The sequence below is a fragment of the Rathayibacter sp. PhB152 genome, from assembly GCF_003751395.1.
In the GTDB taxonomy this organism is placed as follows: domain Bacteria; phylum Actinomycetota; class Actinomycetes; order Actinomycetales; family Microbacteriaceae; genus Rathayibacter; species Rathayibacter festucae.
Genome location: NZ_RJUT01000012.1, coordinates 39340 through 60906, shown reverse-complemented (window position 1 = coordinate 60906; position 21567 = coordinate 39340). Strand labels below are relative to the sequence as shown.

The following is a 21567-nucleotide window of genomic DNA, read 5'->3' as shown; positions in this document are numbered from 1 at the left end:
GGGCGGCCGCCTAGCCTGAGGAAGGTAAGCCAACCCTTACTCAGCGGATCCCCTCCCGCTTCCCCTCCGACGCAGGAATCCGCTCCTCCCATGCCTCCCTCCCCCGAGCTCGCGCGCGCGTCCTCGCGCCTCGCCGGCACCGACCTCGTGCTCGGCTTCGGCCGGCGCACCGTCGTCGACGGTGTCTCGGTGCGGCTCGAGCCGGGGCGGGTGACCGCGCTCGTCGGGCCGAACGGCTCGGGCAAGTCGACGCTGCTGCGCGCCCTGGCGCGGCTGCACGCCCCGAGCGGCGGCGCCGTCACCCTCGCCGGCGACCGGCCCGCGACCGCGCTGAGCAGCCGCGACTTCGCCCGCGAGGTGACCCTCTTCGCGCAGAGCCGCACCGCCCCGCAGGGCCTCAGCGTCCGCGAGGTCGTCGCCTTCGGCCGCCACCCGCACCGCCGGGCCTTCGCCGGGCCGTCCGCCCGCGACCGCGAGGCGGTGGAGCAGGCGATGGCCACCACCGGGGTGCTGTCGATGGCGGAGCGCGCGGCCGGCGAGCTCAGCGGCGGCGAGCTGCAGCGGGTCTGGCTCGCGGCCTGCCTCGCGCAGGACACCGGCGTGGTGCTGCTCGACGAGCCGACCAACCACCTCGACCTGCGCTACCAGGTGGAGACGCTCGATCTGATCCGCGATCTCGCCGAGGTGCACGGGGCCGCCGTCGGCGTCGTGCTGCACGACCTCGACCATGCCGCGCGCGTGGCCGACCGCCTGCTGCTGCTCAGCGACGGGCGCGTCCTCGCCGAGGGCGCTCCCGTCGAGGTGCTCACCGCCGAGCACATCGAGGCGGCCTACGGACTGCGGGTCGAGGTCGCCGTGGACGAGCGGACCGGACACCTGCGCATCGACCCCGTCAGCCGGCACAGCGTCCGCCTGCACGACCAGACCCCCGCCCGTTCCCGAGAGGACACCGAAGAATGACCCGCGCCCCCCTCCTCCCCGCCGCCCTGGCCGCGGCCGCCGTCGCAGTGCTCCTGCTGACCGGCTGCGGAACCACCGCCGTCGAGAGCGCCGACGCGGCCGGCACCGTCGACTCCGCCGAGTGCGCCGCCGACGACACCGCGACCGCCACCGGCGCCGTCTCGCTCACCGACAGCCTCGGCCGCACCGTCGAGCTCGACGCGCCCGCCGAGCGGATCGTCGTGCTGGAGTGGCAGCAGACCGAGGACCTGCTGACGCTCTGCGTCGCCCCGGTCGGCGCCGCCTCGACCGAGGACTACGCCACCTACGTCAGCGCCGAGACGCTGCCCGCGAGCACCGCGGACGTGGGCGAGCGCGGCGAGCCGGACCTCGACACCCTCTACGGCCTCGACCCCGACCTGATCGTGATGGAGGCGTACAGCGCCGACGACGAGCTGCTCGCCCAGCTCGAGGAGCGCGACGTGCCCGTGCTCGCCACCATCGGCGCGGACGCGAGCGGCCAGATCGACAACATGAAGGAGGTGTTCTCGCTCCTGGGCGAGGCCACCGGCCGGACCGAGCGCGCCGACGCAGTGCTCGCGGAGTTCGACCAGCACCTCGCCGACGCCAAGACCGAGGTCGCCGAGGCGGCGCTCGCGACGCCGGAGTTCGTGTTCTTCGACGGCTGGATCGAGAGCGGCAACGTCGTCATCCGCCCCTACGGGAAGGGCGCGCTGTTCACCGAGCTGGGCGAGGAGCTCGGCCTGGAGGGCGCCTGGACCGACGAGATCAACGACTCCTACGGCAGCGGCGGCGTCGACCCCTCCTACGGACTCGCGCAGACCGACATCGAGGGGCTGACCGCGGTCGGCGAGGCGAACCTCGTCTACTCCAACGACGGCACCCCCGACAGCTACGTCACCGAGCTCGCCAAGAGCCCGGTCTGGTCCGCGCTGCCGGCGGTGCAGCAGGGCCGCGCCTTCGAGTTCCCGCCCGGCGTCTGGGGCGCGGGCGGACCGAAGTCCGGCGAGCAGGCCATCGACGCCTTCGTGGACGTCATCGTCGGCGAGTGACGACGACGCCGACCGCCGCCGAGCGCCGCGCGACCGCCCTCTCCGGGCGGCGCGCGGCGCTCGGCGGCGTCGGCGTGCTCGCGGCCCTCGCCGTCGCGGTCGTGCTCATCGGGCTCTGGCACCTGACCCAGGGCACCTCGGGCATCGGCGCGGACGGGCTGCTGCGCGCGCTGCTCGGCGAGGACGTGTCGGTCGGCGGAGTCTCGGCCGGCGACGTCTTCGCCGGCTCGCGGCTGCCGCGCCTGTGCGCGGGCATCGCCGTGGGCCTGGCTCTCGGCGCCGCCGGCGCGCTGCTGCAGTCGATCTCGCGCAACGCGCTCGCCTCCCCCGACACGCTCGCGGTGACCGCGGGCGCCTACTTCGCCCTGACCGCGGTGGCCGCCTTCTCGCTGACCGTGCCGCTCTGGGCGTCCAGCGGAGTCGCCTTCCTCGGCGGTCTCGCCGCGGCGGCGCTGGTGCTGGCGCTCACCGGGCGGGCCGCGGGCACCTCCAGCACCCGGCTGATCCTGGCCGGCTCGGCGATCGCGATGGCGCTCGACTCCGGCACCGCGATGCTGCTGATCCTCTTCCGGGAGAACACCACCGGGCTCTTCGCCTGGGGCAGCGGCTCGCTCGGGCAGCTCAACATCGACGCGTCGGCGCGCGCCGCTCCGCTGATCGTCGTCGTGCTCGCGCTCGCGCTGCTGCTCTCGCGCCGCCTCGACGTGCTCGGCCTCGGCGAGGACGGCGCCGCCTCGCTGGGCGTCCCGGTCCGCTCGACGCGGGCGCTCGCCGTGCTCTGCGCGGTCCTGCTCACCAGCACCTCGGTGACGCTGGCCGGTCCGATCGCCTTCGTCGGCCTCGGCGCCCCCGTCCTCACCCGGCTCCTGGCCGCGCGGGTGCCGGCGCTGCGCCGCCACGTCTTCCTGGTGCCCGCGTCGGCGCTGATCGGCGCCGCGCTGATCGTGCTCGCCGACGCGCTGCTGCGCGCGATCCTCAGCCCGGAGGGAGCCACGGCCATCCCGACGGGCATCCCCACCGCGGTGCTCGGCGGGCTCGTCATCGTGGTGCTCGCCCTGCGGATGCGCGACGCCGGTGCGGCGCGATCGGCGCGGACGGTCCGCTCGACGTTGCGGACGGCGCGGCGGTTCCGGGTCGTGCTCGGGGTCGTCGCCGTCCTGCTCGCCGTGACGATCGTGCTCGCCCTGCTCGCGGGGAGCCTGCAGCTGCGGCTCGGCGACGTCGTCCTCTGGCTGCAGAGCGCGGCACCGGACCTCGTCGCCCGCGCCCTCGACGAGCGGGCGCCGCGCATCGCCGCGGCCGTGCTCGCGGGCGGAGCGCTCGCCCTCGCCGGCACCGCCGTGCAGGGCACCGTGCGCAATCCGCTGGCGGAGCCAGGGCTGCTCGGCATCACGGCCGGCGCCGGGCTCGGTGCCGTGATCGTCGTCACCACCGGGCTGGGCGGCGGCGGCCGGCCGGTGCTGATCGCGATGGCGATCGCCGCGGGGCTCGCGACCTTCGGCGCGATCGCGCTGCTCTCCTGGCGCGGCGGGCTGCAGCCGGACCGCTTCGTGCTCGTCGGCATCGGTGCCGGCTACGCGCTGAGCGCCGTGACCGCCTTCCTGCTGCTGAGCTCCGACCCGTGGCGGACCCCGCGGATCCTCACCTGGCTCTCCGGCACGACCTACGGCCGCTCGCTCCCGGACGTGCTGCCGGTCGCGCTCGGGATCCTGGTGCTGCTGCCGGTGCTGCTCGGGCTGCGCCGCCGGCTCGACCTGCTGGCGATCGACGAGGACACCCCGCGGATCCTCGGCGTCCGGCCCGAGCGCACCCGGCTGGGCGTGCTCGCGCTGGCCGCCGTGCTCGCCTCGCTGGCGGTCGTCGCCGTCGGCACGGTCGGCTTCGTCGGTCTGGTCGCGCCGCACCTGGCCCGGACGCTGGTCGGCGCGCGCCACGGGCGCATCGTCCCGGTCGCGATGCTGCTCGGCGGCCTGCTCGTCCTCGTCGCGGACACCCTCGGCCGCACCCTGATCGCGCCGTCGCAGCTGCCCGCGGGGCTGATGATCGCGCTGGTCGGCGCGCCCTACTTCGTCTGGCTGCTCCGCCGCACCCGCGACTGAGCGACACGGCTGCGGCAGTGGCGCGGAAACGAGGAGAGGGACCCCCGCGGGGATCCCTCTTCCGATTCGATCGTCTGCAAGGGGAGGCCGAAGCCAGCAGGTCTCGCAGCTCTTGGGAGCGATTGTACCCTCGCTTCATGCCGCGCGCCACGCCTCAGAACGTCCCGGCGATCTGCGCAGCGCTCAGCGCACCCCGCATGGGAACGTACCTGGTGGCAGCGGCCGGCGACCAGGCGAGGGCGGTCGAGCTGTACGGCTGGAACGCCCGGATCTCGTCAGCACTGATGCTCCCCGCGCACTTCGCCGAGGTCTCGACGCGGAACGCGGTCGATGACGCGCTGACCGCCAAGTACGGCCCACGGTGGCCGTGGAACGCCACCTTCGAGCAGAGTCTGCCGGACAGTGGTGGACCCGCCTTCAACGCACGGCGGAACCTGAGGAGCGTGAGAGCCGTTGAGCACTCGACCGGGAAGGTCATCGCGGAGCTGAAGTTCATGTTCTGGCAGACGATGTTCACCGCACGTCACGATCAGCGCGTCTGGAATCGGCAGATCGCCGCACTCTTCCCGCACGCCGACACCGACAGTCCGCAGCAGCTTCGCGCGAGGATCTACAACGACCTGGAGACGATTCGACGCCTCCGCAACCGGATCGCGCATCACGAGCCGATCTTCGCCCGCGATCTTGCAGACGACCTCGCGAAGATGATCGACCTCTGCAGGATCAGATGCCTCGCGACAGCCCGCTGGGTCCAGGCGCTGGAAGACGTGACGGCTACTCTCGCGGAGCGACCCTGACCGGCTCGGTCGCGCTCCCGTCGGGCCGCGCACGCGACAAAGCGATTGCCCGGTAGGCCGCGCCGACGGCGAGCACCGCGAGGCCGCCCGCGATCGAGGCGGGCGGGAGGGTCGCCACGAGCAGGAGGCAGCCGGCGACGCCGACGACCGCCAGCGGGCGCGGGTAGCGGCGATGCGGGGCCTCCTGGGTCAGCGCCGCGATGTTCGCGATCAGGTAGTAGAGCAGCACGCCGAACGAGGAGAAGCCGATCGCCGAGCGCAGGTCGGCGACGAGCACCAGGACGACGACGATCAGGCCGACGGCGATCTCGGCGCGGCGCGGGACGCTGCGGATCGGGTCGATCACGGCGAGCGCCCGCGGCAGATCGCCGTTCCGCGCCATCGCCAGGCTCGTGCGGCCGATGCCCGCGATCAGCGCGAGCAGTGCGCCGAGGCTCGCCGCCGCGGCGCCCACGCGGATCGGCACCGAGGTCCACGGCCAGGCGGCGGCCGCGTCGACGAGGGGCTGCGTCGATGCGGCGAGCCGCTCCGGTCCGAGCGCCGCGAGCAACCCGGCGCCGACGACGGTGTAGAGCAGGACCGCGAGCACGAGGGCGCCGAGGATCGCGCGCGGGATCGTGCGGGCGGGGTCGCGCACCTCCTCCCCCATCGTCGCGAGGCGGGCGTAGCCGGCGAAGGCGAAGAACAGCAGTCCGGCCGACTGCAGCACGCCGTAGGCGTCGAAGGGCCGATCGGCGCCGGTGACGGACGCCGGTCCGGACGCCGCTGCCGCCGCCATCGCGACGACGAGCACCACGAGCACGATCGAGAGCAGGATCCGCGTCGCGAGCGCCGTGCGGGTCACCCCGAGCACGTTCACCGCGACGAGCGCCACGACCGCGGCGACCGCGACCGGCCGCTCCCAGCCCGCGGGCGCGGCGTAGGCGGCGACGGTCAGCGCCATCGCGGCGCAGCTCGCGGTCTTGCCGACGACGAAGCTCCAGCCGGCCAGGAACCCGGGCCACTCGCCGAGGCGCTCCCGGCCGGAGAGGTAGGCGCCGCCCGAGCGCGGGTACTGCGCGGCGAGCTGCGCCGTGGAGGAGGCGTTCGCCCAGGCGACGATCGCGGCCAGGGCGAGGCCGACCAGCAGCCACGGACCGGCCGCCGCGGCAGCGGGGGCGAAGGCCGAGAAGAGCCCGGCGCCGATCATCGAGCCGAGCCCGATGACGACGGCGTCGCGGGTGCCGAGGCGGCGGGCGAGGGAGGCGTCGGCTGTCACCGGACCGTCTTAGCGCACGCGGGGAACGCGCGGGTTAACCTGGGCGTCCGCGCCGAGACCGGGAGGCTCCCATCCGCATCCTCATCGTCGACGACGAGATCAACCTGCTGGGCGCGCTCGAGGCGGGGCTGCAGGGCGAGGGCTTCGCGGTCGACACCGCGACGAACGGCACCGACGCGCTCTGGCTCGCGCAGGAGGCGGAGTACGCAGCGATCGTGCTCGACCTGATGCTCCCCGACATCAGCGGCTTCCGCGTCTGCGAGCGGCTGCGCGCGGCCGAGGACTGGACGCCGATCCTGATGCTCACCGCGAAGGACGGGGACCTCGACCAGGTCGAGGCGCTCGACACCGGCGCGGACGACTACCTGACCAAGCCGTTCTCCTTCCCCGTGCTGGTCGCGCGGCTGCGGGCGCTGATCCGCCGCGGCGCCGCCGAGCGACCCACCGTGCTGACCGTCGGCGACCTCGTTCTCGATCCGGCCGCGCGCCGGGTGGAGCGGGGCGGGGTCGCGATCCCGCTCACGGCCCGCGAGTTCAGCGTGCTGGAGTACCTCGTCTCGCGGGCGGGCGACGTCGTCTCCAAGCGCGACGTGCTCGGCGCGGTCTGGGACTTCGACTTCGACGGCGATCCCAACATCGTCGAGGTCTACATCCGGACGCTCCGCAACAAGATCGACCGGCCGTTCGGGCGCGAGACGATCCGCACTCAGCGCGGCGCGGGCTACACGGTGCTGCCGTGACGGGCGGGACGACGCGGCGGCGCTCCCTGCGCTCCCGGATCACGCTCGCGGCGACCGCCGTCGTCGCCCTCGCGGCGGTGCTCGGCGCGGCCGGCTTCCTGCTGGTGCTCTCCTGGGTGCTCGCGGGCAGTGCCGCGACGGCCGCCGAGACCGAGGCGGAGCGGGTCGCGACGCTGGTCGAGCGCGGCGGTGCCGACGCGGTGCGGGCCTCGGAGGGCGTGGTCCAGCTGGTCGTCGACGGCCGGGTGGTCGCCGCGGGCGAGGACGCCGAGGATCTGCCGGCGCTCGCGACCGAGGAGCGCGACGAGCCGTTCACGACGACGCCCGCGGACGAGGATCCGCTGGTCGTCGCGACCCAGGAGCTCGACGACGGCGCGCTCCTGGTCGTCGGCGTGCCCGACGAGGGCCGCGCGGAGGCGCTCGCGACGACCGCCGGTCTGCTGGCCGTCGCCGTCCCGCTGCTGGTCGCCTTCGTCGCGATCGTCTGCTGGATCGTCGTCGGCCGCGCCCTGCGGCCGGTGGACCGGATGCGCGCGGAGGCGGACGCGGTGACCGCCGCGGCCCTGGACCGCCGCGTCGCGGAGCCCGGCTCCGGCGACGAGATCGACCGGCTCGCGCAGACCCTGAACCGGATGCTCGGCCGCCTCGAGGACGGCCAGGAGCGGCAGCGCCGGTTCGTCTCGGACGCCTCGCACGAGCTCCGCTCGCCGGTCGCGGCCCTGCGGCAGAGCGCCGAGGTCGCACTCGCGCACCCCGACCGACTCGACGCGGCCCGGCTGGCGACGACCGTCGCCGAGGAGTCGATGCGGATGGGCGGGCTGATCGAGGGCCTCCTGCTGCTGGCGCGCGCGGACGAGGCGCGGCTGGCCGTGCTCGCGGTCCCGGTCGACCTCGACGACCTGGCGCTGCGCGAGGTGCGGCGGCTGCGCGACTCCGGGATCGCCGTGGACGCCTCGGGCGTCTCGCCGGTGCAGGCGGTGGCGGACGAGGCGCTGCTCGGGCGGGCGCTGCGGAACCTCGTCGACAATGCGGTGCGGCACCGGGCCGCGCGGCTGGCGATCGCGACCCGCGGGGAGGGCGACTCCGCGGTGCTGGTCGTCGACGACGACGGGCCGGGCGTCCCGGCGGCCGACCGCGAGCGGGTGCTGGAGCGCTTCGTGCGGCTGGACGAGGGGCGCACCCGCGACGCCGGCGGCTCGGGCCTCGGGCTCGCGATCGTCGCCGAGATCGCGGCGGCGCACGGCGGGAGCGTCGCGATCGAGGAGTCGCCGTGGGGCGGCGCGCGAGTGACGCTGCGGGTGCCGCTGCGCTGACCGGCGCCGGGTCCGATCCGCTTCAGGCTGGCTTCAGCGGCGCCGCGGGACAGTGGCTGCGGCGTCGAGGAACGGCGCCGGAGACGGAGCGGATCATGATGAAGAAGAAGACCGGGATCATCGTCGGAGTCGCGGGCGCGATCGTGCTCGTCGGAGCCGGTACGGGCATCGCCTTCGCCGCGACCGACGGCTTCGAGCGCTCGGACGCGCTGACCGGCGCCGACCTCGACCGCGCCAGCGAGGTCGCGATCGCCGAGATCGGCGGCGGGACCGTCACCTCGGCCGAGCGCGACGACGACGGCACGCCGGGCTACGAGCTCGAGCTGCGCGGCGACGACGGCCTCGAGTACGACGTGCGGCTCGACGACTCCTTCGGCGTGCTGGTCGTCGACCCGGACGACGACGCGGTGCGCGGCACCGGCGGCAGCACGAACGACGGCACGGACGACGGCACGACCGGCACCACCGGAGACAGCACCGACGACAGCACCACCGGCGTCACCGGCGCGGTCGACCCCGACGACCTCGTCGGCGAGGAGCTGACCCGCGCGAGCGAGGCCGCGATCGCCGCGGTCGGCGGCGGCACGGTCACCGAGGCCGAGCGCAGCGACGACACCGACCGCGCCTTCGACGTCGAGGTCACTCGCGCCGACGGCACCGACGTGGACGTCGACCTCGACGCGTCCTACGCGGTCGTCCGCACGGAGGAGTAGGTCGCGGGAGCGGAGGGTCTCAGCCCTTCCCCGGGCCGTTCCCGTTGCCGGGGCTCTGGCCGCTCTCCGGGCTGCGGCCGTTGCCGTTCCCGCCGCCGTTCCCGCCGCCGTTCCCCGGCCCCTCGACCGGCTCCTCGACGGGAGCCTGCGTCGCGGGCGCCTGCACAGCGGGCGCACCGGCGGCCGGCGTCGTCGCGGCAGGCGCCGGCGACTCCTCCTCCGGAGGCTCGGTCGGCTCCACCGGCTCGGTCTCCTCGGGGCTCGGCGACGGCTCCTCCTCGGGAGTCTCCACCGGCGCGGGCGTCTCCTCCTCCGGGGTCTCCTCGGCCGGCGGCTTCTCCTCGACGGGAGTGGTCTCCTCCGGCTCGGGCTCGGTCGACTCCTCGGGCTCCGGCACGGCGGCGATCAGCGCGGCGAGGTCGGCGCGCACGAGGTCGGCCTGCGCCTTGATCGACGTGGCCCGGTCCTCCCGGACGTTCCCGCCGGCGACCGCCGCGTCGAGCGTCGCCTGGAGCGCGTCGAGCTCGGTGAGCGCTCCGGCCCAGTCGTCGGCCGACGCCTTCTCGGCGACCGCCACGACCGCGTCGTCGAGGGCCTGCGCGGTGCCGTCGTCGATGGACGGATCCGCGGCGGAGCAGCCCGACAGCACGAGGACGGCGGCGAGCACCGCACCCCCGGCCCGCAGGCGCAGACCTGTCCGATTCGCGCCCCTCACGAGCGGATGCTCTCGCGCAGCTGACGGAGGTGCTCGCCGAGTTCCCCGTCGACGGCGGGCAGCGGCGACTGCGGACCGTCGAACAGCACGATCACGAGGCCGACCGCGACGGCGACCAGCGCGAGCACCACGACGATCAGCCACGGGCTCGGCCCGGTGCGGCGACGCGCGACGGAGGCGGGCGGGGTGACCGGCGCGCTCGGCGCGACCCGCGTGGTCGTCGCGGGCGCGGCGCCGGGCAGGAGCTCGGTCGCGCCCACGGGCAGCACCGACGTGGCGTCGAGCAGCTCGGTCGCCGCGGACGTCGGAGCGAAGCGCTCGGTCGCGGGCATCCGCTCGGTCGGCGGCGGCCCGGCGGGCTCCCGGACCGGCACATCGGGGACGACGATCGCCGTCGGCGGTCCGTCGCGGCGCGGATCGATCAGCGCCCGCGCCGACTCCGCGACCTCGATCGCCGACGGCCGCTCGGCCGGCTCGCGCCGCGTCATCGCGTTCAGCAGCGCCGACCAGCCGCCGCCGAGCGAGTCCGACACCTCCGGGTCGCGCAGCAGGCGCGCGAGAGTGACCTCGATCGCCGATCCGGTGAAGGGGCGGCGCCCGGTCAGCGACTCGAGCAGCACCAGGCCGAGGGAGTAGACGTCGCTCGCCGAGGTCAGCACGTCGCCGTGCGCCTGCTCGGGGCTGAGGTACGCGGCGGTGCCGATCAGGGTGCCGGGCGAGGTGATCCGGGTGGCGTCGATCAGGTAGGCGATGCCGAAGTCGGCGAGCTTGGGGCGGAACTCACGGCTCGTCAGCGGGCTCGGCACGAGCAGCACGTTCGAGGGCTTCACGTCGCGGTGCACCACTCCGGCCGCGTGCACCGTGTGCAGGGCCTCGCCGAGGTCGGCGGCCATCGACGCGACGTCGTTCGGCAGGACGGGCCCGCTGGCCAGCCGCTCCGCGAGACTCGGCCCCTCGGCGAGCTCCATCACCATGTAGGCCTGGCCGCCGGTGTCGTCGCCGCCGTCGTCGGCGTCGTAGAGGGTCACCAGCGCGGGGTGGTTGAGGGCCGCGAGCAGCCGGATCTCGGACGACTTGCGCTGGAGGTCCTGCGTGTCGTCGATGCCCGGCGCGAACATCTTCAGCGCCACCGAGCGGCCGAGGATCCCGTCACGGGCCCGGTACACGGTGGCCATCCCGCCCCGGCCGATCAGCTCCTCGATCGTGTAGCGACCGCCGATCGTCGTGCCGACGACGCGGTTCTCGCCCGTTCGGTGGGATGACACGGTTCCTCCTCGGGCGGATGCTGCGGCAACGCCGCGCCCCCCGGTGCGACCGTCTCCCCAGGGTAGTACGTCCGTCTTCCGGGCCGCAGGGCTCGACTCGGGGCCCGCGAGCTGTCAAGCGGGTGCCCGCCGGTGGGCCCGCGCGTAGCGTGGCTTGTCCCGACGAAAGGCAGAGGCACATGGACGAGCACGAGCAGGGATCGACGATCGGTGCGACGGACGGAGCGGCTCCGGCCACGCGGACCAGCAGCGAGCAGGTCGAGAAGGACCGCGCCGAGTCCCCCGGCAGCGAGCGCGAGACCGAGGTCCGCCAGGACCAGGACCCGACCACCAGCCGGACAGAGGTCTCCGGCTCGGCCGAGGTCGTCTCCGTGCCCGGCACCGGCGGCGCCGACGACGTCGGCACCGTCGAGGTCGACCCAGACGAGGTGTCGCTGAACGGCAAGCCGTTCCCGGGCCACGCCGGAACGAAATGATCCGGCCCACCCCGGGAACCCTGCCCATCAGCCGGCTCCGCCGGCGGGCGGGCCACGCCGGAACGAAGTAGTCGCTCCGCACGTCGTATCGGACGGCTGAACCGCTTCGCATCTCGGTGGCGAAGGAGAAGACGGTCGGCGCCCGACCATGCTGGTCGAGTAGCCCCGCAGGGGCGTATCGAGACCCGCCGGCGCCAGCAGGGCGGGTCTGCGGACTCGCGTTCTGACGGTGGTGGATCTCGATACGCCCGCGGCGCGGGCTACTCGATCAGCATGAGGTGCGTCGCCGAGGCGTCCTCGAACCGTCGAGGCGTCCCACTGCTCTTGGACGTCTCGACCGTCCAAGGACGCCTCGGCGGGCGGGTCTGCAGACTCGACTTCCGGCGGTGGTGGATCTCGATGCGCCCGCCGCGCGGGCTACTCGATCAGCATGGCTTCCTCCGACGTCCTCGGTGATGTTTCCCAGGTCGCTGAACGCGATCGTCTCGGAGGAGCTCAGCAGCGGCCGACCGGGCACACCGTGATGGTCGAGGCGACCGCGACCAGCGCTAGGGGCAGTAGAGGGTGCGCGCTGTTGCTGCAGGTCGATCCAGGCTCACACTTCGTCGAGGACGACGCCGAAGCGGGCGGCGACGTCCGCCAGCGACTCGCTCTCCATGCCCACGCGCTGCCTCACGACTGCGGCGATCTCCTCGTCGTCCAGGCGCGAGAGGAACCGACCTCGACGTCCTGACGGATGTGACGTGCTACCGAGCTGAGTCGGACATGCGCCTCGCAGAGGGACCAGCGAGGACAGGCGCGTGAGCAGCATCCGGCGAGGGTACTCGTGACGGTCTCCGACTGCCGGAACGAAGCTTCACCTGGCGCGCGATCCGAGAATCGTCCCGGGCTTGTCGAGCGGGAGGTCCTACGCGACCGGGTCGAGCAGGCCCGGGTCGTGGCGGTCGACCGTCCGCGCGTTGTTCACGCGGCGGTCGACTGGGTAGGCCGTGATGGTCGACGCGACGGCGACCGACGCGCGGTCGAGGGTCGCGAGCATCTCCTCGCTGGAGGCGAGCGGCTCCGGGCTCAGCCAGGCGTCCCGGACGTCGGGCGTGAGGAAGACGGGCATCCGGTCGTGCACCTCGCCGGAGGCGTCCCGCGCCTCGCGGGTGATGATCGTGAAGGAGACCCGCCACTCGTCGCCCTCCTTGCGCGCCGCGTACAGGCCGGCCGCGGCGAGGATCGGCTCCTCGCCGTGCAGGAACCACGGCTGCTTGCCGTCGGCGCGCGCCTCCCACTCGTAGTAGCCGCGCATCGGCACGATGGCGCGCTGCTTGGCGAAGGCCCCGCGGAACAGCCCGTTCGAGGCGACCGTCTCGAGCCGCGCGTTGATCGGCGACGGCCCCTTCCCCTTCGCCCAGGACGGCCGGAACCCCCAGGAGGCGAGCTCGATCTCGCGCTCCAGCGACTCCTCGTGCCTGTGCTCGCGCACGATCGGCGCCGCATCGGTCGGCGCGATGCTGAAGTCGGGCGCCCAGTCGGCCGCCCGGCCGCCCGCCGCGACGAACTCCGCGATCAGGGCGTCGGTCTCGGAATCCATCGCGAAGCGTCCGCACATGCGGGCGACACTACGCCGGACCGCCGACAGCGGCGAGGACGGGATCGCGCCGGCCGCGGCGGATCGTCGCGACCGCGAGGCCCGCGACCATCACCGCGCCGCCGACCAGCACGCCGGCCGACGGGACCTCGCCCAGCAGCACCCACGCCGACAGCACGCCGACCACCGGCACCAGCAGCGTGAACGGCACGACCGAGGCGGCCGGGTAGCGGGCGAGCAGCGAGTTCCAGATGCCGTAGCCGATCAGCGACGCGAACACCGCCGTGTAGAGCGTGCTGAGGACCGCCATGAGCGAGAGCCCCTGGAGCGCCGTCTCGATCGCGGGCCCGCCGTCGACCAGCAGCGAGAGCAGCAGCGCCGGGATCGGCACGACCAGCGCCGACCAGACCACCAGCGAGAGCCCCGAGGCGCCCTTCGCGCGCCGGGTCAGCACGTTGCCGATCGCCCAGGACAGCGCTCCGCCGAGGCAGACCACGAACGGCAGCCAGGGCGCGACGGCCCCGTGCGAGAGGGCGACGATCACGAGCCCCGCGACGCCGACCACCAGGCCGATGCTCTGCCGCCGCGTCGGCCGCTCCTTCAGCAGCACCGCGGCGATCAGCACCGTCAGCACGATCTGCGCCTGCACCACCAGCGACGCGAGCCCCGCGGGCATCCCCAGCGCCAGCGCCAGGTAGAGCAGCGCGAACTGCCCGAGGCTCATGAACGCCCCGATGGTCGCGACCGTCCGCAGCGGCGCCTGCGGCCGCGGCACGAGGAACACGGCCGGCACCGCGACCACCGTGAACCGCATCGCCAGGAACAGCAGCGGCGGCACGTCCGCCAGCCCCACGTCGATCATGACGAAGTTCAGCCCCCAGAGCAGCACGACGAGGAGGGCGAGGAGGCTGTGCCGGCGGGTCATGCCCCCAGACAAGCGCGGATGACCCGGCAGCACCAGCGCCGGTCCGCACCGTCGACCCGGTAGCGTCGCTGCATGATCGAACGCGCTGCAGGGATCGCGAGCCCCGCATGATCGAGCCGTCCGCGCTCCGCGCCCTGATCGCCGTCCGCGACTGCGGCACGGTCGCGGCCGCGGCCGACGCGCTCGGCTACACCCCGTCGGCCGTCTCGCAGCAGCTCAAGCGCCTCGAGCGCCAGTCCGGCGGCGCCGTCGCCGAGCGCTCCGGCCGCGGCGTGCTGCTCACCGAGCACGGCCGCGCCCTGGCCGATCGCGGCGAGCGCCTCCTCGCCGAGCTGGAGGCGCTCGGGCACCTCGGCACCGTCCCCGCGGAGGAGGTGACCGGCACCCTGCGGGTCGTCGCGTTCTCGACCGCGATGCGCGGCCTGCTCGTCCCCGCCCTCGCGCGGATCCGCGAGCGGGCGCCGCGGCTCCGGCTCACCCTCGACGAGCTCGACCCGTGGGAGGCGTCGCGGCGGCTCGAGCGGGGTGCCGCCGACCTGGCGATCCTGCACGACTGGCCGGGCCTGGCCCTCGAGCTCCCGCCGGACACCATCGAGACCGAGATCCTGCTCGAGGACCGCGCCGACGTCCTCCTGAACCGGGCGCACCCGCTCGCCGGCAGCGCCGAGATCGCGCCGAGCCGGCTCGCGGACGAGACCTGGGTGAGCATCCCGGCGGGTGCGATCTGCCACGCCTGGCTGCTGCGCACCTTCGCCGGCACCGGCCGCCAGCCCGACATCGCCTACTACGACGAGGACTTCAGCACCCACATCGCCCTGGTCGAGGCGGGCGCCGCCGTCGCGCTGGTCCCGCGGCTCGGCCGCGAGCCGCTCCCGGAGGCGGTGGTCGCCGTCCCCGCGGTCGACCCGGTGTCGACGCGGGTCGTCAGCGCTGCCTGGCGCTGCTCGGGCCGCGGGAACCCCGCGCGGGCGGTCGTGCTCGAGGCGCTGCGCGCCGTCTGCTGACGAGCGGGGAGCGCCGGCCGGTGAGGGTCAGCCGCCGACGACGCGGCTCTTCGCCGACCAGAAGCGCATCAGCGCGCCGGCCGCGATCGAGCCGGCCGCGCCGGCCGCGAGGTCGCCCAGCGTGTCCTCGTAGCCGACGAAGATCGACGGGTCGACGAAGCGGTGCCCGGCCCACTCGCCCCACTCCCAGACCACGCCCATCGACAGGCCGAAGCAGGCGCAGAGCACGATCGCCGGGGCGAGCGGACCGCGGTCGCCGGCGACCGTCGGCACCACGCCGGCGCGCGCGGCGACGATGTAGGCGACGGCCGCGACCAGCCCGTTCAGCACGAAGTGCACGACGAGGTCCCACGACGCCCAGGCCTGGTAGAGCCCGAGCACGCTGCTCCAGGACGCGACCAGCAGAGCGAGTCCGAAGGTGGCGTCCAGCGCCGGGCGGATCCCGAGGAACCGCGGCAGCACCAGCCCGATCGCGGCGAGGGCGAGCACGGCGACGTCGACGAGGTCCCAGCCGATCATCGCGGCGACGATGCTCACGGCGCCGAGGGCGCGGACCGCGTCGGCGAACCACTCGCCCCGGGTGCGCGGGGGCTCCATGAAGGTCGAGATCAGGACGGGCTCGTTCTCGGGGCGGGCTCTCACGGCGGGTCGGGTCACGGCTTCGTGAAGCGGAGGACGGCCTGAACCGCCTCGTGGTCCGAGCCCGGCGCCGTGCCGTAGCGGGTCGCGTTGATCGCCGCCGAGACGACCTCGAAGGCCCCGGCGCTGACCGTGAGCCAGTCGATGCGGCGGCCGGCCTTCGGCGGGCGGTAGTTGGAGTAGGTGCCCCAGTGCGGGGTGAGGTGCGTGCCGGCGACGACCCAGGAGTCCGCGAGCCCGCCCTCGTCCAGCAGCGCCCGGTACGGCTCGGTGCCGACGTCGGTGTTGGTGTCGCCCATGACGATCGCGGGCCGGCCGAGGTCGGTGATCCGCTCGGCGACCAGCTCGGCCGAGCGCAGTCGCGAGCGCCGCGAGAGGTGGTCGAAGTGCGTCGCGACGACGGTGAACTCGCGGTTCGTCGCGTGGTCGGTCAGCTCGGCGATCACCGCGGTGCGCGGGATCCGGTTGCCCCAGCTGCGCGAGCCGGCGACGTCCGGAGTCGCGGACAGCGCGATCTGCGACCAGTCGCGTACCGCGAAGCGGCTCCGGTCGACGAAGAGCATCACCCGCTCACCGCCGCGGTCGGCGTCGCGGCCGAAGCCCATGCCCTCGAACGAGGCGCCGAGCGACTCGTGCACCCACTGCGCCTGATCGGGCAGCGCCTCCTGCACCGCGAGGATCGACGGGCTCTCCTCCTGCAGCAGCCGGCGCACGAGGGGCTTCCGGCGCTCCCACTGGTCGACCGCGCGGGCGGTCAGGCGGGGCATGCGGCGGCGGATGTTGTACGTCATGACGTGGAGCTCGGGCGCCGGGATCGGACCGATCAGGGGGGACGGGTCGGTCATGCCTCCACCCTACGGCGGCGATCCGAGCTGCCAGGGAGGCTTGCGGAGTCGCTCCCGCGCACCCCTACTCTTCGAGGATGACCCTCTCGCCCGCTCTCGCGGCCCTCTCCGACGCTTCGTTCGTCTCGCTCACGACCTTCCGGAAGACGGGCGTCGGAGTGTCGACGCCGGTGTGGATCGCCCGGGACGGCGCGGACCTGATCGTCACGACTCCCCGCAAGAGCGGCAAGGTCAAGCGCCTGCGCAACGACCCGCGGGTGACCCTCGTCCCCTGCGACCGCCGCGGCCGCGTCGCCGACGGCGCGACCGTCCTCGAGGCGGAGGCGCACATCGTCTCCGACACCGACACCGTCGAGCGCCTCGGCCGCGTCTTCCTCCGCAAGTACCGCCTCGAGTACCGCGTCTTCATGGTGATCGAGCGGATCGTCTCCCGCGGCGACCGCACCCGCGTGATGCTCCGCATCGCGGACCGCTGAGCGCCGGAACGGGTGGCGCCGGTAAAGTAGAGGAGTTCACGAGGGAGGTTGGCATGGCGCACGCACTCGGGGCGATCACGCCCGATCACGCTGAGGTCGATCAGCACCTGATGTTCGCCGAAGCTGCTCTTTCGCTGGCAGGACACGAGGTCACGGATCCCGCACTACTCGCGATCATCGAGCGTGCCGCGCGCCATGAGCTGACAGGGGACGAGGCCGTCGCTGCGATTCGGCGACACATTCAGGGCTGATGTCCCTCGGTTCCACCTTCCGTACCTGGGATGACTACTTCATTCCGGGTACGACTGTTCTGCGCAACAAGTTCACAGGACCGGGCAAGCCCTACGGCGAGACGGATCCGGTGAAGCTGCGTGCGATGGAGGAGGCGATCACTGCTGTCCGCATTCGAGAACTGCACGAGAACCCCGTCAAGGGTCGGTTCGACTACGCGCACATGAAGGCGATCCATCGTGCGATCTTCCACGACGTGTACGCGTGGGCGGGCCAGGAGCGGGTCGCTCCGGTCGGCGCGCGCATGACGAAGGACGGGCACGCCTACTACCCTGCCGGCCCGGCCCTCTCCGAAGCGGCGGATGCCGAGTACGCGAAGCTCGCTCGCAAGGATCATCTCCGTGGTCTCGGACTGGAGGAGTTCATCGATGAGCTCGCCGAGAGCTGGGGCGAGCTGAACGTGATCCACTTCGCGAGGGAGGGCAACACCCGCACACAGTTCGTGTTCTTCTCACAGCTCGCCGAACAGGCGGGCTACCAGATCGATGCAGCACTCTTCGCGCCCGGAGCGCCACTGCGCGACGCCTTCGTGGAGGCGAGGTTCCACAGCCAGGACACCGGCAGCAACGAGGACCTCGCAGCCGTCCTCCGGCAGGCCGTCGCACCCCTTCCGGGTGGTGCCGACGCAGGATCGAAGTGATCGCCGGCATTTCGCCAACAAGCTGTTGGCGAAATGCCGTGGGGACGCGGGAGCGGCCCCTCCATGCTGGTCGAGCAGCCCCGCAGGGACGCATCCATGCGGATCGAGCAGCCCCGCAGGGACGCATCCGTGCGGATCGAGCAGCCCCGCAGGGGCGTATTCATGCTGGTCGAGTAGCCCCGAAGGGGCGTATCGAGACCTACGTCCTCAGCAGGGCGGGTCTGCAGACTCTGGTGCTGACGGTGGTGGATCTCGATACGCCCGCTCCGCGGGCTACTCGATCAACATGGATGTCCCGCCTACACCCCGGCCGGCGGTGGGGGATAGGGCTTCGGCCGCGGGGCGCCGCGGCACTACGGTGGGGCGTCACCCGCCGGTGCCCATCGCGCCTCCCGCGCACGCCGGCGCACGCAGAAGGAGCACGTATGAGCATCGGAGCAGGGATCTTCCTCCTCGTCGTCGGCGCGATCCTCGCGTTCGCCGTGGACGTCCAGGTGGCCGGAGTCGACCTCAAGCTGGTCGGCTACATCCTGATGGCCGCCGGAGCCGTGGGCCTCATCCTCGGCCTCGTCCTGATGACCCGCCGCCGCCAGGCTGTCTCGACCACCCGCTCGGCGGTCGACCCCGCCAGCGGCGAGCAGGTCACCCGCCGCACCAGCGAGGGCAACGGCCCCGTCGTCTGACCTCGGAGAACGACGAGAGGGGCGTCACCGGCATCACCGGTGGCGCCCCTCGTCTCGTCGCCGAGCGTGCCGCGGCGACTACTCGTCGTCCGGCTCGCCGCCCGAGACGGTGTCCGTGTCGCCGCCGCCGCTGGAGGTGTCGGTGCCGGTGCCGTCGGGGAGGTCCTCGGTCTTCTCGGTCTTCTCGTCCTCCGTGCCGTTGCTGCTGTCGCTGCTCATCGCCGCTCTCCCTTCGCCCGGCGCTCTGCCGGAACGCCCACTCTCCTCCGCGCCGCACGGACCGCGCCAGAGGGTGGCGGCGGGCGGCCCGGGGAGGCCACGATGCCCACGCCCCCGCACAATCCCCAGCGGCGCACCCCGCGCCTCCGGTTGACTGGGGTCGCTCCGCCGACCGACGGCGGCACTCTGGAGGAGACATGGCGAACCACCGATTCGAGCTGCGGTCCGGACGCGGGATGGGCGTCTCGGCCGCCGGCGACCCGATCGCGGACCGGCTGGTCGTCTTCTGCCACCCCACTCCCGGCGCGGGCGGCTTCGACCCCGACCCGCTGGTCACCGGGCCGTGGGGCCTGCACCTGCTGATCCTCGACCGCCCCGGCTACGGCGCCTCCGATCCCGTCGACGCGCAGCACGGCCGCGTCCAGGACCGCGCCGACGACCTCGCGGAGTACCTCCGCCGCTCCGAGCGCACCGCCCGCGACGTCGACGGCGCCCGCTTCGGCAGCGTCGGCGTGGTCGGCTGGGGCTCCGGCGGCGCCTTCGCGCTCTCGCTCGCCGCACGGCACCCGGACCTCGTCGACCGCATCGCGATCGTCGGCACCCCCGCTCCCCCGCAGGCCGGCGCGCTCGTGCACCCGACGACGGCGTGGGAGCGGCGGCAGACTCTGCCCGGCGAGGACGCCGCGGGGATCGCCGCGACGCTCCCCGCCGACGTGCCCGGCCTCGACTCGCTCGGCGTCGACCCCGGCGATCCGGTCCTCGAGAGCCACGGCGGGCTGCGCAACCGGCTCGAGCGGATGCTCGGCGAGGGCTGGCGCCAGGGCCCCGGCGGCGCCGCGACCGACCTCGTCGCGCTCCGCGACGGCTCCTGGGCGGAGGAGCTCGATCGGGTCACGGCCGAGGTCCTGATCGTGAACGGCGACGCGGACCCGGTCGCCGGCTCGGAGGACGCGCGCTGGTTCCGCTCCCGGCTCGCCGACGCGCGCTCCGCGACCGTCGACGGCACCGGGCGGCTGGCGCTGGTGCGCGAGTGGCGCCGGATCCTCGACCACGTCGCTCCGCTCGAGCGCGGGGCGCAGGGCCGATGAGCCGCCGCGCGCTCCGGCGACGGCGTTCCGCCCGCGCCGGGGCTGCCCGCCTCGGTGCCGGCCCGCTCGCGCTCGTCGGCGCGATGGCGGTCTCGGGCGTGATCCACCTCGCGCGCCCCGCCGTCTTCGAGCGCGCCGTCCCGCGGGCGATGCCCGGCTCGGTCCGCGGCTGGGTGCTCGTCTCGGGCGTCGCGGAGCTCGCCTGCGCCGCGACGACGCTCTGTCCGCCGACCCGCGCCGTCGGCGGTCTCGCCTCCGCCGCCCTGATGGCCGGGGTCTTCCCCGCCAACGTGCAGATGGCCCTCGACGCCCGCCGCCCGCGGACCCGGGCGATCACGCTGCTGCGCCTGCCGCTGCAGATCCCGCTGGTGCTCTGGGGGCTGCAGGCCGCCCGCTCGACCCCGCGCTGAGAGCGGCCGCCGAGGCCGACGCAACCCCGAGCGGCGCTCGCGATCGCGCTGCTACCGTCCAGGCATGAGCGACCAGAAGGCGGATGATCGCCGAGACCAGCTGACCAGCGCACCGAACGCGACGGAGGCCGACGCGGCCCCGCGCATCGACGTGACGACCACCCCCGCGGGCGACACCCGCATCGACATCCGCAACGACGCCGCCGTGCGCCCGGGCCGGGTCGACGCCGACGGGAACGAGCTCGACGAGGACGAGGACGGCGCCGATGTCTGAGCTCCGCCGCGCCGCGATCGTCTACAACCCCGTCAAGGTCGACCTCGAGGCCGTGAAGGCCGCCGTCGCGCGCGCCCAGGAGGCCGCCGGTTGGGACGAGACCCTCTGGTTCGAGACCTCGGTCGAGGACCCGGGAGCCGGCCAGACCAGGGAGGCGCTCGAGCAGGGCGTCGACATGGTGATCGCGGCCGGCGGCGACGGCACCGTGCGCGTGGTGGCCGAGGCGCTGCAGGACTCGAAGGCGTCGCTCGCGCTGCTGCCCTCCGGCACCGGCAATCTGCTCGCCCGCAATCTCAATCTCACGCTCGACGACGTCGACAACGCGCTGACCGTCGCCTTCTCGGGTGAGGACCGCGCCATCGACATCGGCGTGATCGACATCGAGACGTCGAAGGGCCGCGACCGGCGCTCCTACGTCGTGATGGCCGGTCTCGGGATCGACGCGAAGATGCTCGCGAACACCGACGACGACCTGAAGAAGCGCGCCGGCTGGCTCGCCTACGTCGACGCGCTGCGGAAGGCCCTGCTGGACAAGAACCAGCTCGAGTTCCGCTACTCCCTGAACGGCGCGAAGACGCGCAAAGTGCGCGCGCACACGATCATCGTGGGCAACTGCGGCGCCCTGCCGGCGAACATCCTGCTGCTGCCGGACGCCGCGGTCGACGACGGCGAGTTCGACATCGTGCTGCTGCGCCCGGAGGGCTTCTTCGGCTGGGTCCAGATCATCTTCAAGGTGGTCTGGGAGAACGGCGTGCTGCGCCGCAGCGGCGTGGTCGGCACGAAGCTGATGGGCCTCACGAAGGAGGTCTCGGCGCTGCGCTACGTGAAGGGCCACGAGCTCGTGGTGCGCCTGGAGAAGCCGCAGGAGATCGAGCTGGACGGCGACCCGTTCGGGACGACGTCGGCGTTCCGCACCTGGATCGAGCCGGGCGGACTGACCGTCCGAGTCCCCGCCGCGTAGCGCGGCCGTCCTGGACGAGCGCGGACCCGCCGCCTGATCGGCAGGCGGCGGGCACCGGCGAGCGACTGCGGCGCGGGTTCGGGTCCCGCACCCCATGCGCTTGCATGGACACGGCGACCCTAGTGCGCATTCCGTCGTCGAGGCA

General features: G+C 73.9%; 26 protein-coding genes. 17 read left to right on the top strand and 9 right to left on the bottom strand.

Going from position 1 to position 21567, the window contains the following annotated elements; translation table 11 throughout:
* Positions 1 to 90: 90 nt before the first annotated feature.
* The 4 genes from EDF36_RS21665 to EDF36_RS20385 all read left to right on the top strand — a co-directional run bounded on the left by EDF36_RS21665 (position 91) and on the right by EDF36_RS20385 (position 4908).
* Positions 91 to 960, top strand: a complete 870-nt coding sequence (locus tag EDF36_RS21665) for an ABC transporter ATP-binding protein (protein WP_123734412.1) — start codon at positions 91 to 93, stop codon at positions 958 to 960.
* Complete coding sequence (locus EDF36_RS21660) at positions 957 to 2012, top strand: ABC transporter substrate-binding protein (RefSeq protein ID WP_221181704.1); 1056 nt, start codon at positions 957 to 959, stop codon at positions 2010 to 2012. The genes EDF36_RS21665 and EDF36_RS21660 overlap by 4 nt, the downstream gene beginning before the upstream one ends.
* Positions 2009 to 4111, top strand: a complete 2103-nt coding sequence (locus EDF36_RS21655) for an iron ABC transporter permease (RefSeq protein ID WP_221181703.1) — start codon at positions 2009 to 2011, stop codon at positions 4109 to 4111. Before EDF36_RS21660 ends, EDF36_RS21655 begins: the two co-directional genes overlap by 4 nt.
* 137 nt (positions 4112 to 4248) lie before the next feature.
* The gene (locus tag EDF36_RS20385) at positions 4249 to 4908 is read left to right on the top strand and encodes a hypothetical protein (RefSeq protein WP_123734411.1); all 660 of its coding nucleotides are present in this window, start codon (positions 4249 to 4251) and stop codon (positions 4906 to 4908) included.
* On the opposite strand, the gene EDF36_RS20380 is transcribed toward EDF36_RS20385, so the two are convergent.
* Positions 4886 to 6166, bottom strand: coding sequence for an APC family permease (locus EDF36_RS20380; RefSeq protein WP_123734410.1), 1281 nt, complete (start codon positions 6164 to 6166; stop codon positions 4886 to 4888). The two genes, EDF36_RS20385 and EDF36_RS20380, sit on opposite strands and share 23 nt — an antisense overlap.
* A 71-nt stretch (positions 6167 to 6237) precedes the next feature.
* Between EDF36_RS20380 and EDF36_RS20375 the strand changes: the two genes are divergently transcribed.
* The 3 genes from EDF36_RS20375 to EDF36_RS20365 all read left to right on the top strand — a co-directional run bounded on the left by EDF36_RS20375 (position 6238) and on the right by EDF36_RS20365 (position 8932).
* Positions 6238 to 6906, top strand: coding sequence for a response regulator transcription factor (locus EDF36_RS20375; protein WP_123734409.1), 669 nt, complete (start codon positions 6238 to 6240; stop codon positions 6904 to 6906).
* Positions 6903 to 8219, top strand: coding sequence for a cell wall metabolism sensor histidine kinase WalK (locus EDF36_RS20370; protein ID WP_260300830.1), 1317 nt, complete (start codon positions 6903 to 6905; stop codon positions 8217 to 8219). Before EDF36_RS20375 ends, EDF36_RS20370 begins: the two co-directional genes overlap by 4 nt.
* A gap of 95 nt (positions 8220 to 8314) precedes the next feature.
* On the top strand, positions 8315 to 8932 hold the full coding sequence (locus EDF36_RS20365) for a PepSY domain-containing protein (RefSeq protein ID WP_123734408.1): 618 nt from the start codon (positions 8315 to 8317) through the stop codon (positions 8930 to 8932).
* A gap of 19 nt (positions 8933 to 8951) precedes the next feature.
* Here the strand turns inward: EDF36_RS20365 and EDF36_RS20360 are convergent, their stop codons facing one another.
* Both EDF36_RS20360 and EDF36_RS20355 read right to left on the bottom strand, forming a co-directional pair.
* On the bottom strand, positions 8952 to 9647 hold the full coding sequence (locus EDF36_RS20360) for a hypothetical protein (RefSeq protein WP_148060111.1): 696 nt from the start codon (positions 9645 to 9647) through the stop codon (positions 8952 to 8954).
* Positions 9644 to 10912: a serine/threonine-protein kinase gene (locus EDF36_RS20355; protein WP_123734406.1), complete on the bottom strand. Its 1269-nt coding sequence runs from the start codon at positions 10910 to 10912 to the stop codon at positions 9644 to 9646. Before EDF36_RS20355 ends, EDF36_RS20360 begins: the two co-directional genes overlap by 4 nt.
* A 179-nt stretch (positions 10913 to 11091) precedes the next feature.
* Here EDF36_RS20355 and EDF36_RS20350 point away from each other — a divergent pair, with 179 nt between their 5' ends.
* The gene (locus EDF36_RS20350) at positions 11092 to 11388 is read left to right on the top strand and encodes a hypothetical protein (RefSeq protein ID WP_123734405.1); all 297 of its coding nucleotides are present in this window, start codon (positions 11092 to 11094) and stop codon (positions 11386 to 11388) included.
* A 595-nt stretch (positions 11389 to 11983) separates the two neighbouring features.
* Here EDF36_RS20350 and EDF36_RS21650 read toward each other — a convergent pair.
* From EDF36_RS21650 to EDF36_RS20340, 3 genes are all read right to left on the bottom strand, one after another.
* On the bottom strand, positions 11984 to 12199 hold the full coding sequence (locus EDF36_RS21650) for a hypothetical protein (protein ID WP_148060110.1): 216 nt from the start codon (positions 12197 to 12199) through the stop codon (positions 11984 to 11986).
* Positions 12200 to 12295: 96 nt separating this feature from the next.
* Positions 12296 to 12988 (bottom strand): SOS response-associated peptidase, encoded by a 693-nt coding sequence (locus tag EDF36_RS20345; RefSeq protein ID WP_123734404.1) that lies wholly within the window; start codon positions 12986 to 12988, stop codon positions 12296 to 12298.
* 10 nt (positions 12989 to 12998) lie between these two features.
* The gene (locus tag EDF36_RS20340; protein WP_123734403.1) at positions 12999 to 13892 is read right to left on the bottom strand and encodes an EamA family transporter; all 894 of its coding nucleotides are present in this window, start codon (positions 13890 to 13892) and stop codon (positions 12999 to 13001) included.
* A gap of 107 nt (positions 13893 to 13999) precedes the next feature.
* Between EDF36_RS20340 and EDF36_RS20335 the strand changes: the two genes are divergently transcribed.
* Entirely contained in the window at positions 14000 to 14896 is an 897-nt protein-coding gene (locus EDF36_RS20335) for a LysR family transcriptional regulator (RefSeq protein ID WP_123734402.1), read from the top strand.
* 27 nt (positions 14897 to 14923) lie between these two features.
* On the opposite strand, the gene EDF36_RS20330 is transcribed toward EDF36_RS20335, so the two are convergent.
* A complete protein-coding gene (locus EDF36_RS20330) occupies positions 14924 to 15553 on the bottom strand; it encodes a hypothetical protein (protein WP_123701664.1) in 630 nt (209 codons plus the stop codon).
* On the bottom strand, positions 15550 to 16380 hold the full coding sequence (locus EDF36_RS20325) for an endonuclease/exonuclease/phosphatase family protein (protein WP_123734401.1): 831 nt from the start codon (positions 16378 to 16380) through the stop codon (positions 15550 to 15552). The genes EDF36_RS20330 and EDF36_RS20325 overlap by 4 nt, the downstream gene beginning before the upstream one ends.
* 77 nt (positions 16381 to 16457) lie before the next feature.
* Between EDF36_RS20325 and EDF36_RS20320 the strand changes: the two genes are divergently transcribed.
* From EDF36_RS20320 to EDF36_RS20305, 4 genes are all read left to right on the top strand, one after another.
* The gene (locus EDF36_RS20320) at positions 16458 to 16856 is read left to right on the top strand and encodes a PPOX class F420-dependent oxidoreductase (protein WP_123701660.1); all 399 of its coding nucleotides are present in this window, start codon (positions 16458 to 16460) and stop codon (positions 16854 to 16856) included.
* A gap of 53 nt (positions 16857 to 16909) precedes the next feature.
* Complete coding sequence (locus tag EDF36_RS20315) at positions 16910 to 17107, top strand: antitoxin VbhA family protein (RefSeq protein WP_123701658.1); 198 nt, start codon at positions 16910 to 16912, stop codon at positions 17105 to 17107.
* Entirely contained in the window at positions 17107 to 17787 is a 681-nt protein-coding gene (locus EDF36_RS20310; protein WP_123701656.1) for a Fic family protein, read from the top strand. The genes EDF36_RS20315 and EDF36_RS20310 overlap by 1 nt, the downstream gene beginning before the upstream one ends.
* 425 nt (positions 17788 to 18212) lie before the next feature.
* Entirely contained in the window at positions 18213 to 18470 is a 258-nt protein-coding gene (locus tag EDF36_RS20305) for a DUF6458 family protein (RefSeq protein ID WP_123701654.1), read from the top strand.
* 78 nt (positions 18471 to 18548) lie between these two features.
* On the opposite strand, the gene EDF36_RS21475 is transcribed toward EDF36_RS20305, so the two are convergent.
* Positions 18549 to 18689, bottom strand: a complete 141-nt coding sequence (locus EDF36_RS21475; RefSeq protein WP_159423548.1) for a hypothetical protein — start codon at positions 18687 to 18689, stop codon at positions 18549 to 18551.
* Between the two features lie 197 nt (positions 18690 to 18886).
* Here EDF36_RS21475 and EDF36_RS20300 point away from each other — a divergent pair, with 197 nt between their 5' ends.
* The 4 genes from EDF36_RS20300 (at position 18887) to EDF36_RS20285 (ending at position 21422) form a co-directional block, all read left to right on the top strand.
* Positions 18887 to 19777, top strand: a complete 891-nt coding sequence (locus EDF36_RS20300) for an alpha/beta fold hydrolase (RefSeq protein ID WP_123734400.1) — start codon at positions 18887 to 18889, stop codon at positions 19775 to 19777.
* Complete coding sequence (locus tag EDF36_RS20295) at positions 19774 to 20187, top strand: hypothetical protein (protein ID WP_260300829.1); 414 nt, start codon at positions 19774 to 19776, stop codon at positions 20185 to 20187. Before EDF36_RS20300 ends, EDF36_RS20295 begins: the two co-directional genes overlap by 4 nt.
* A 64-nt stretch (positions 20188 to 20251) precedes the next feature.
* Positions 20252 to 20461: a multidrug transporter gene (locus tag EDF36_RS20290; RefSeq protein ID WP_123701650.1), complete on the top strand. Its 210-nt coding sequence runs from the start codon at positions 20252 to 20254 to the stop codon at positions 20459 to 20461.
* Positions 20454 to 21422 carry a diacylglycerol kinase family protein gene (locus EDF36_RS20285; RefSeq protein ID WP_123444808.1) on the top strand — a complete coding sequence of 323 codons (969 nt, stop codon included), beginning with the start codon at positions 20454 to 20456 and terminating at the stop codon, positions 21420 to 21422. The genes EDF36_RS20290 and EDF36_RS20285 overlap by 8 nt, the downstream gene beginning before the upstream one ends.
* Positions 21423 to 21567 lie beyond the last annotated feature (145 nt).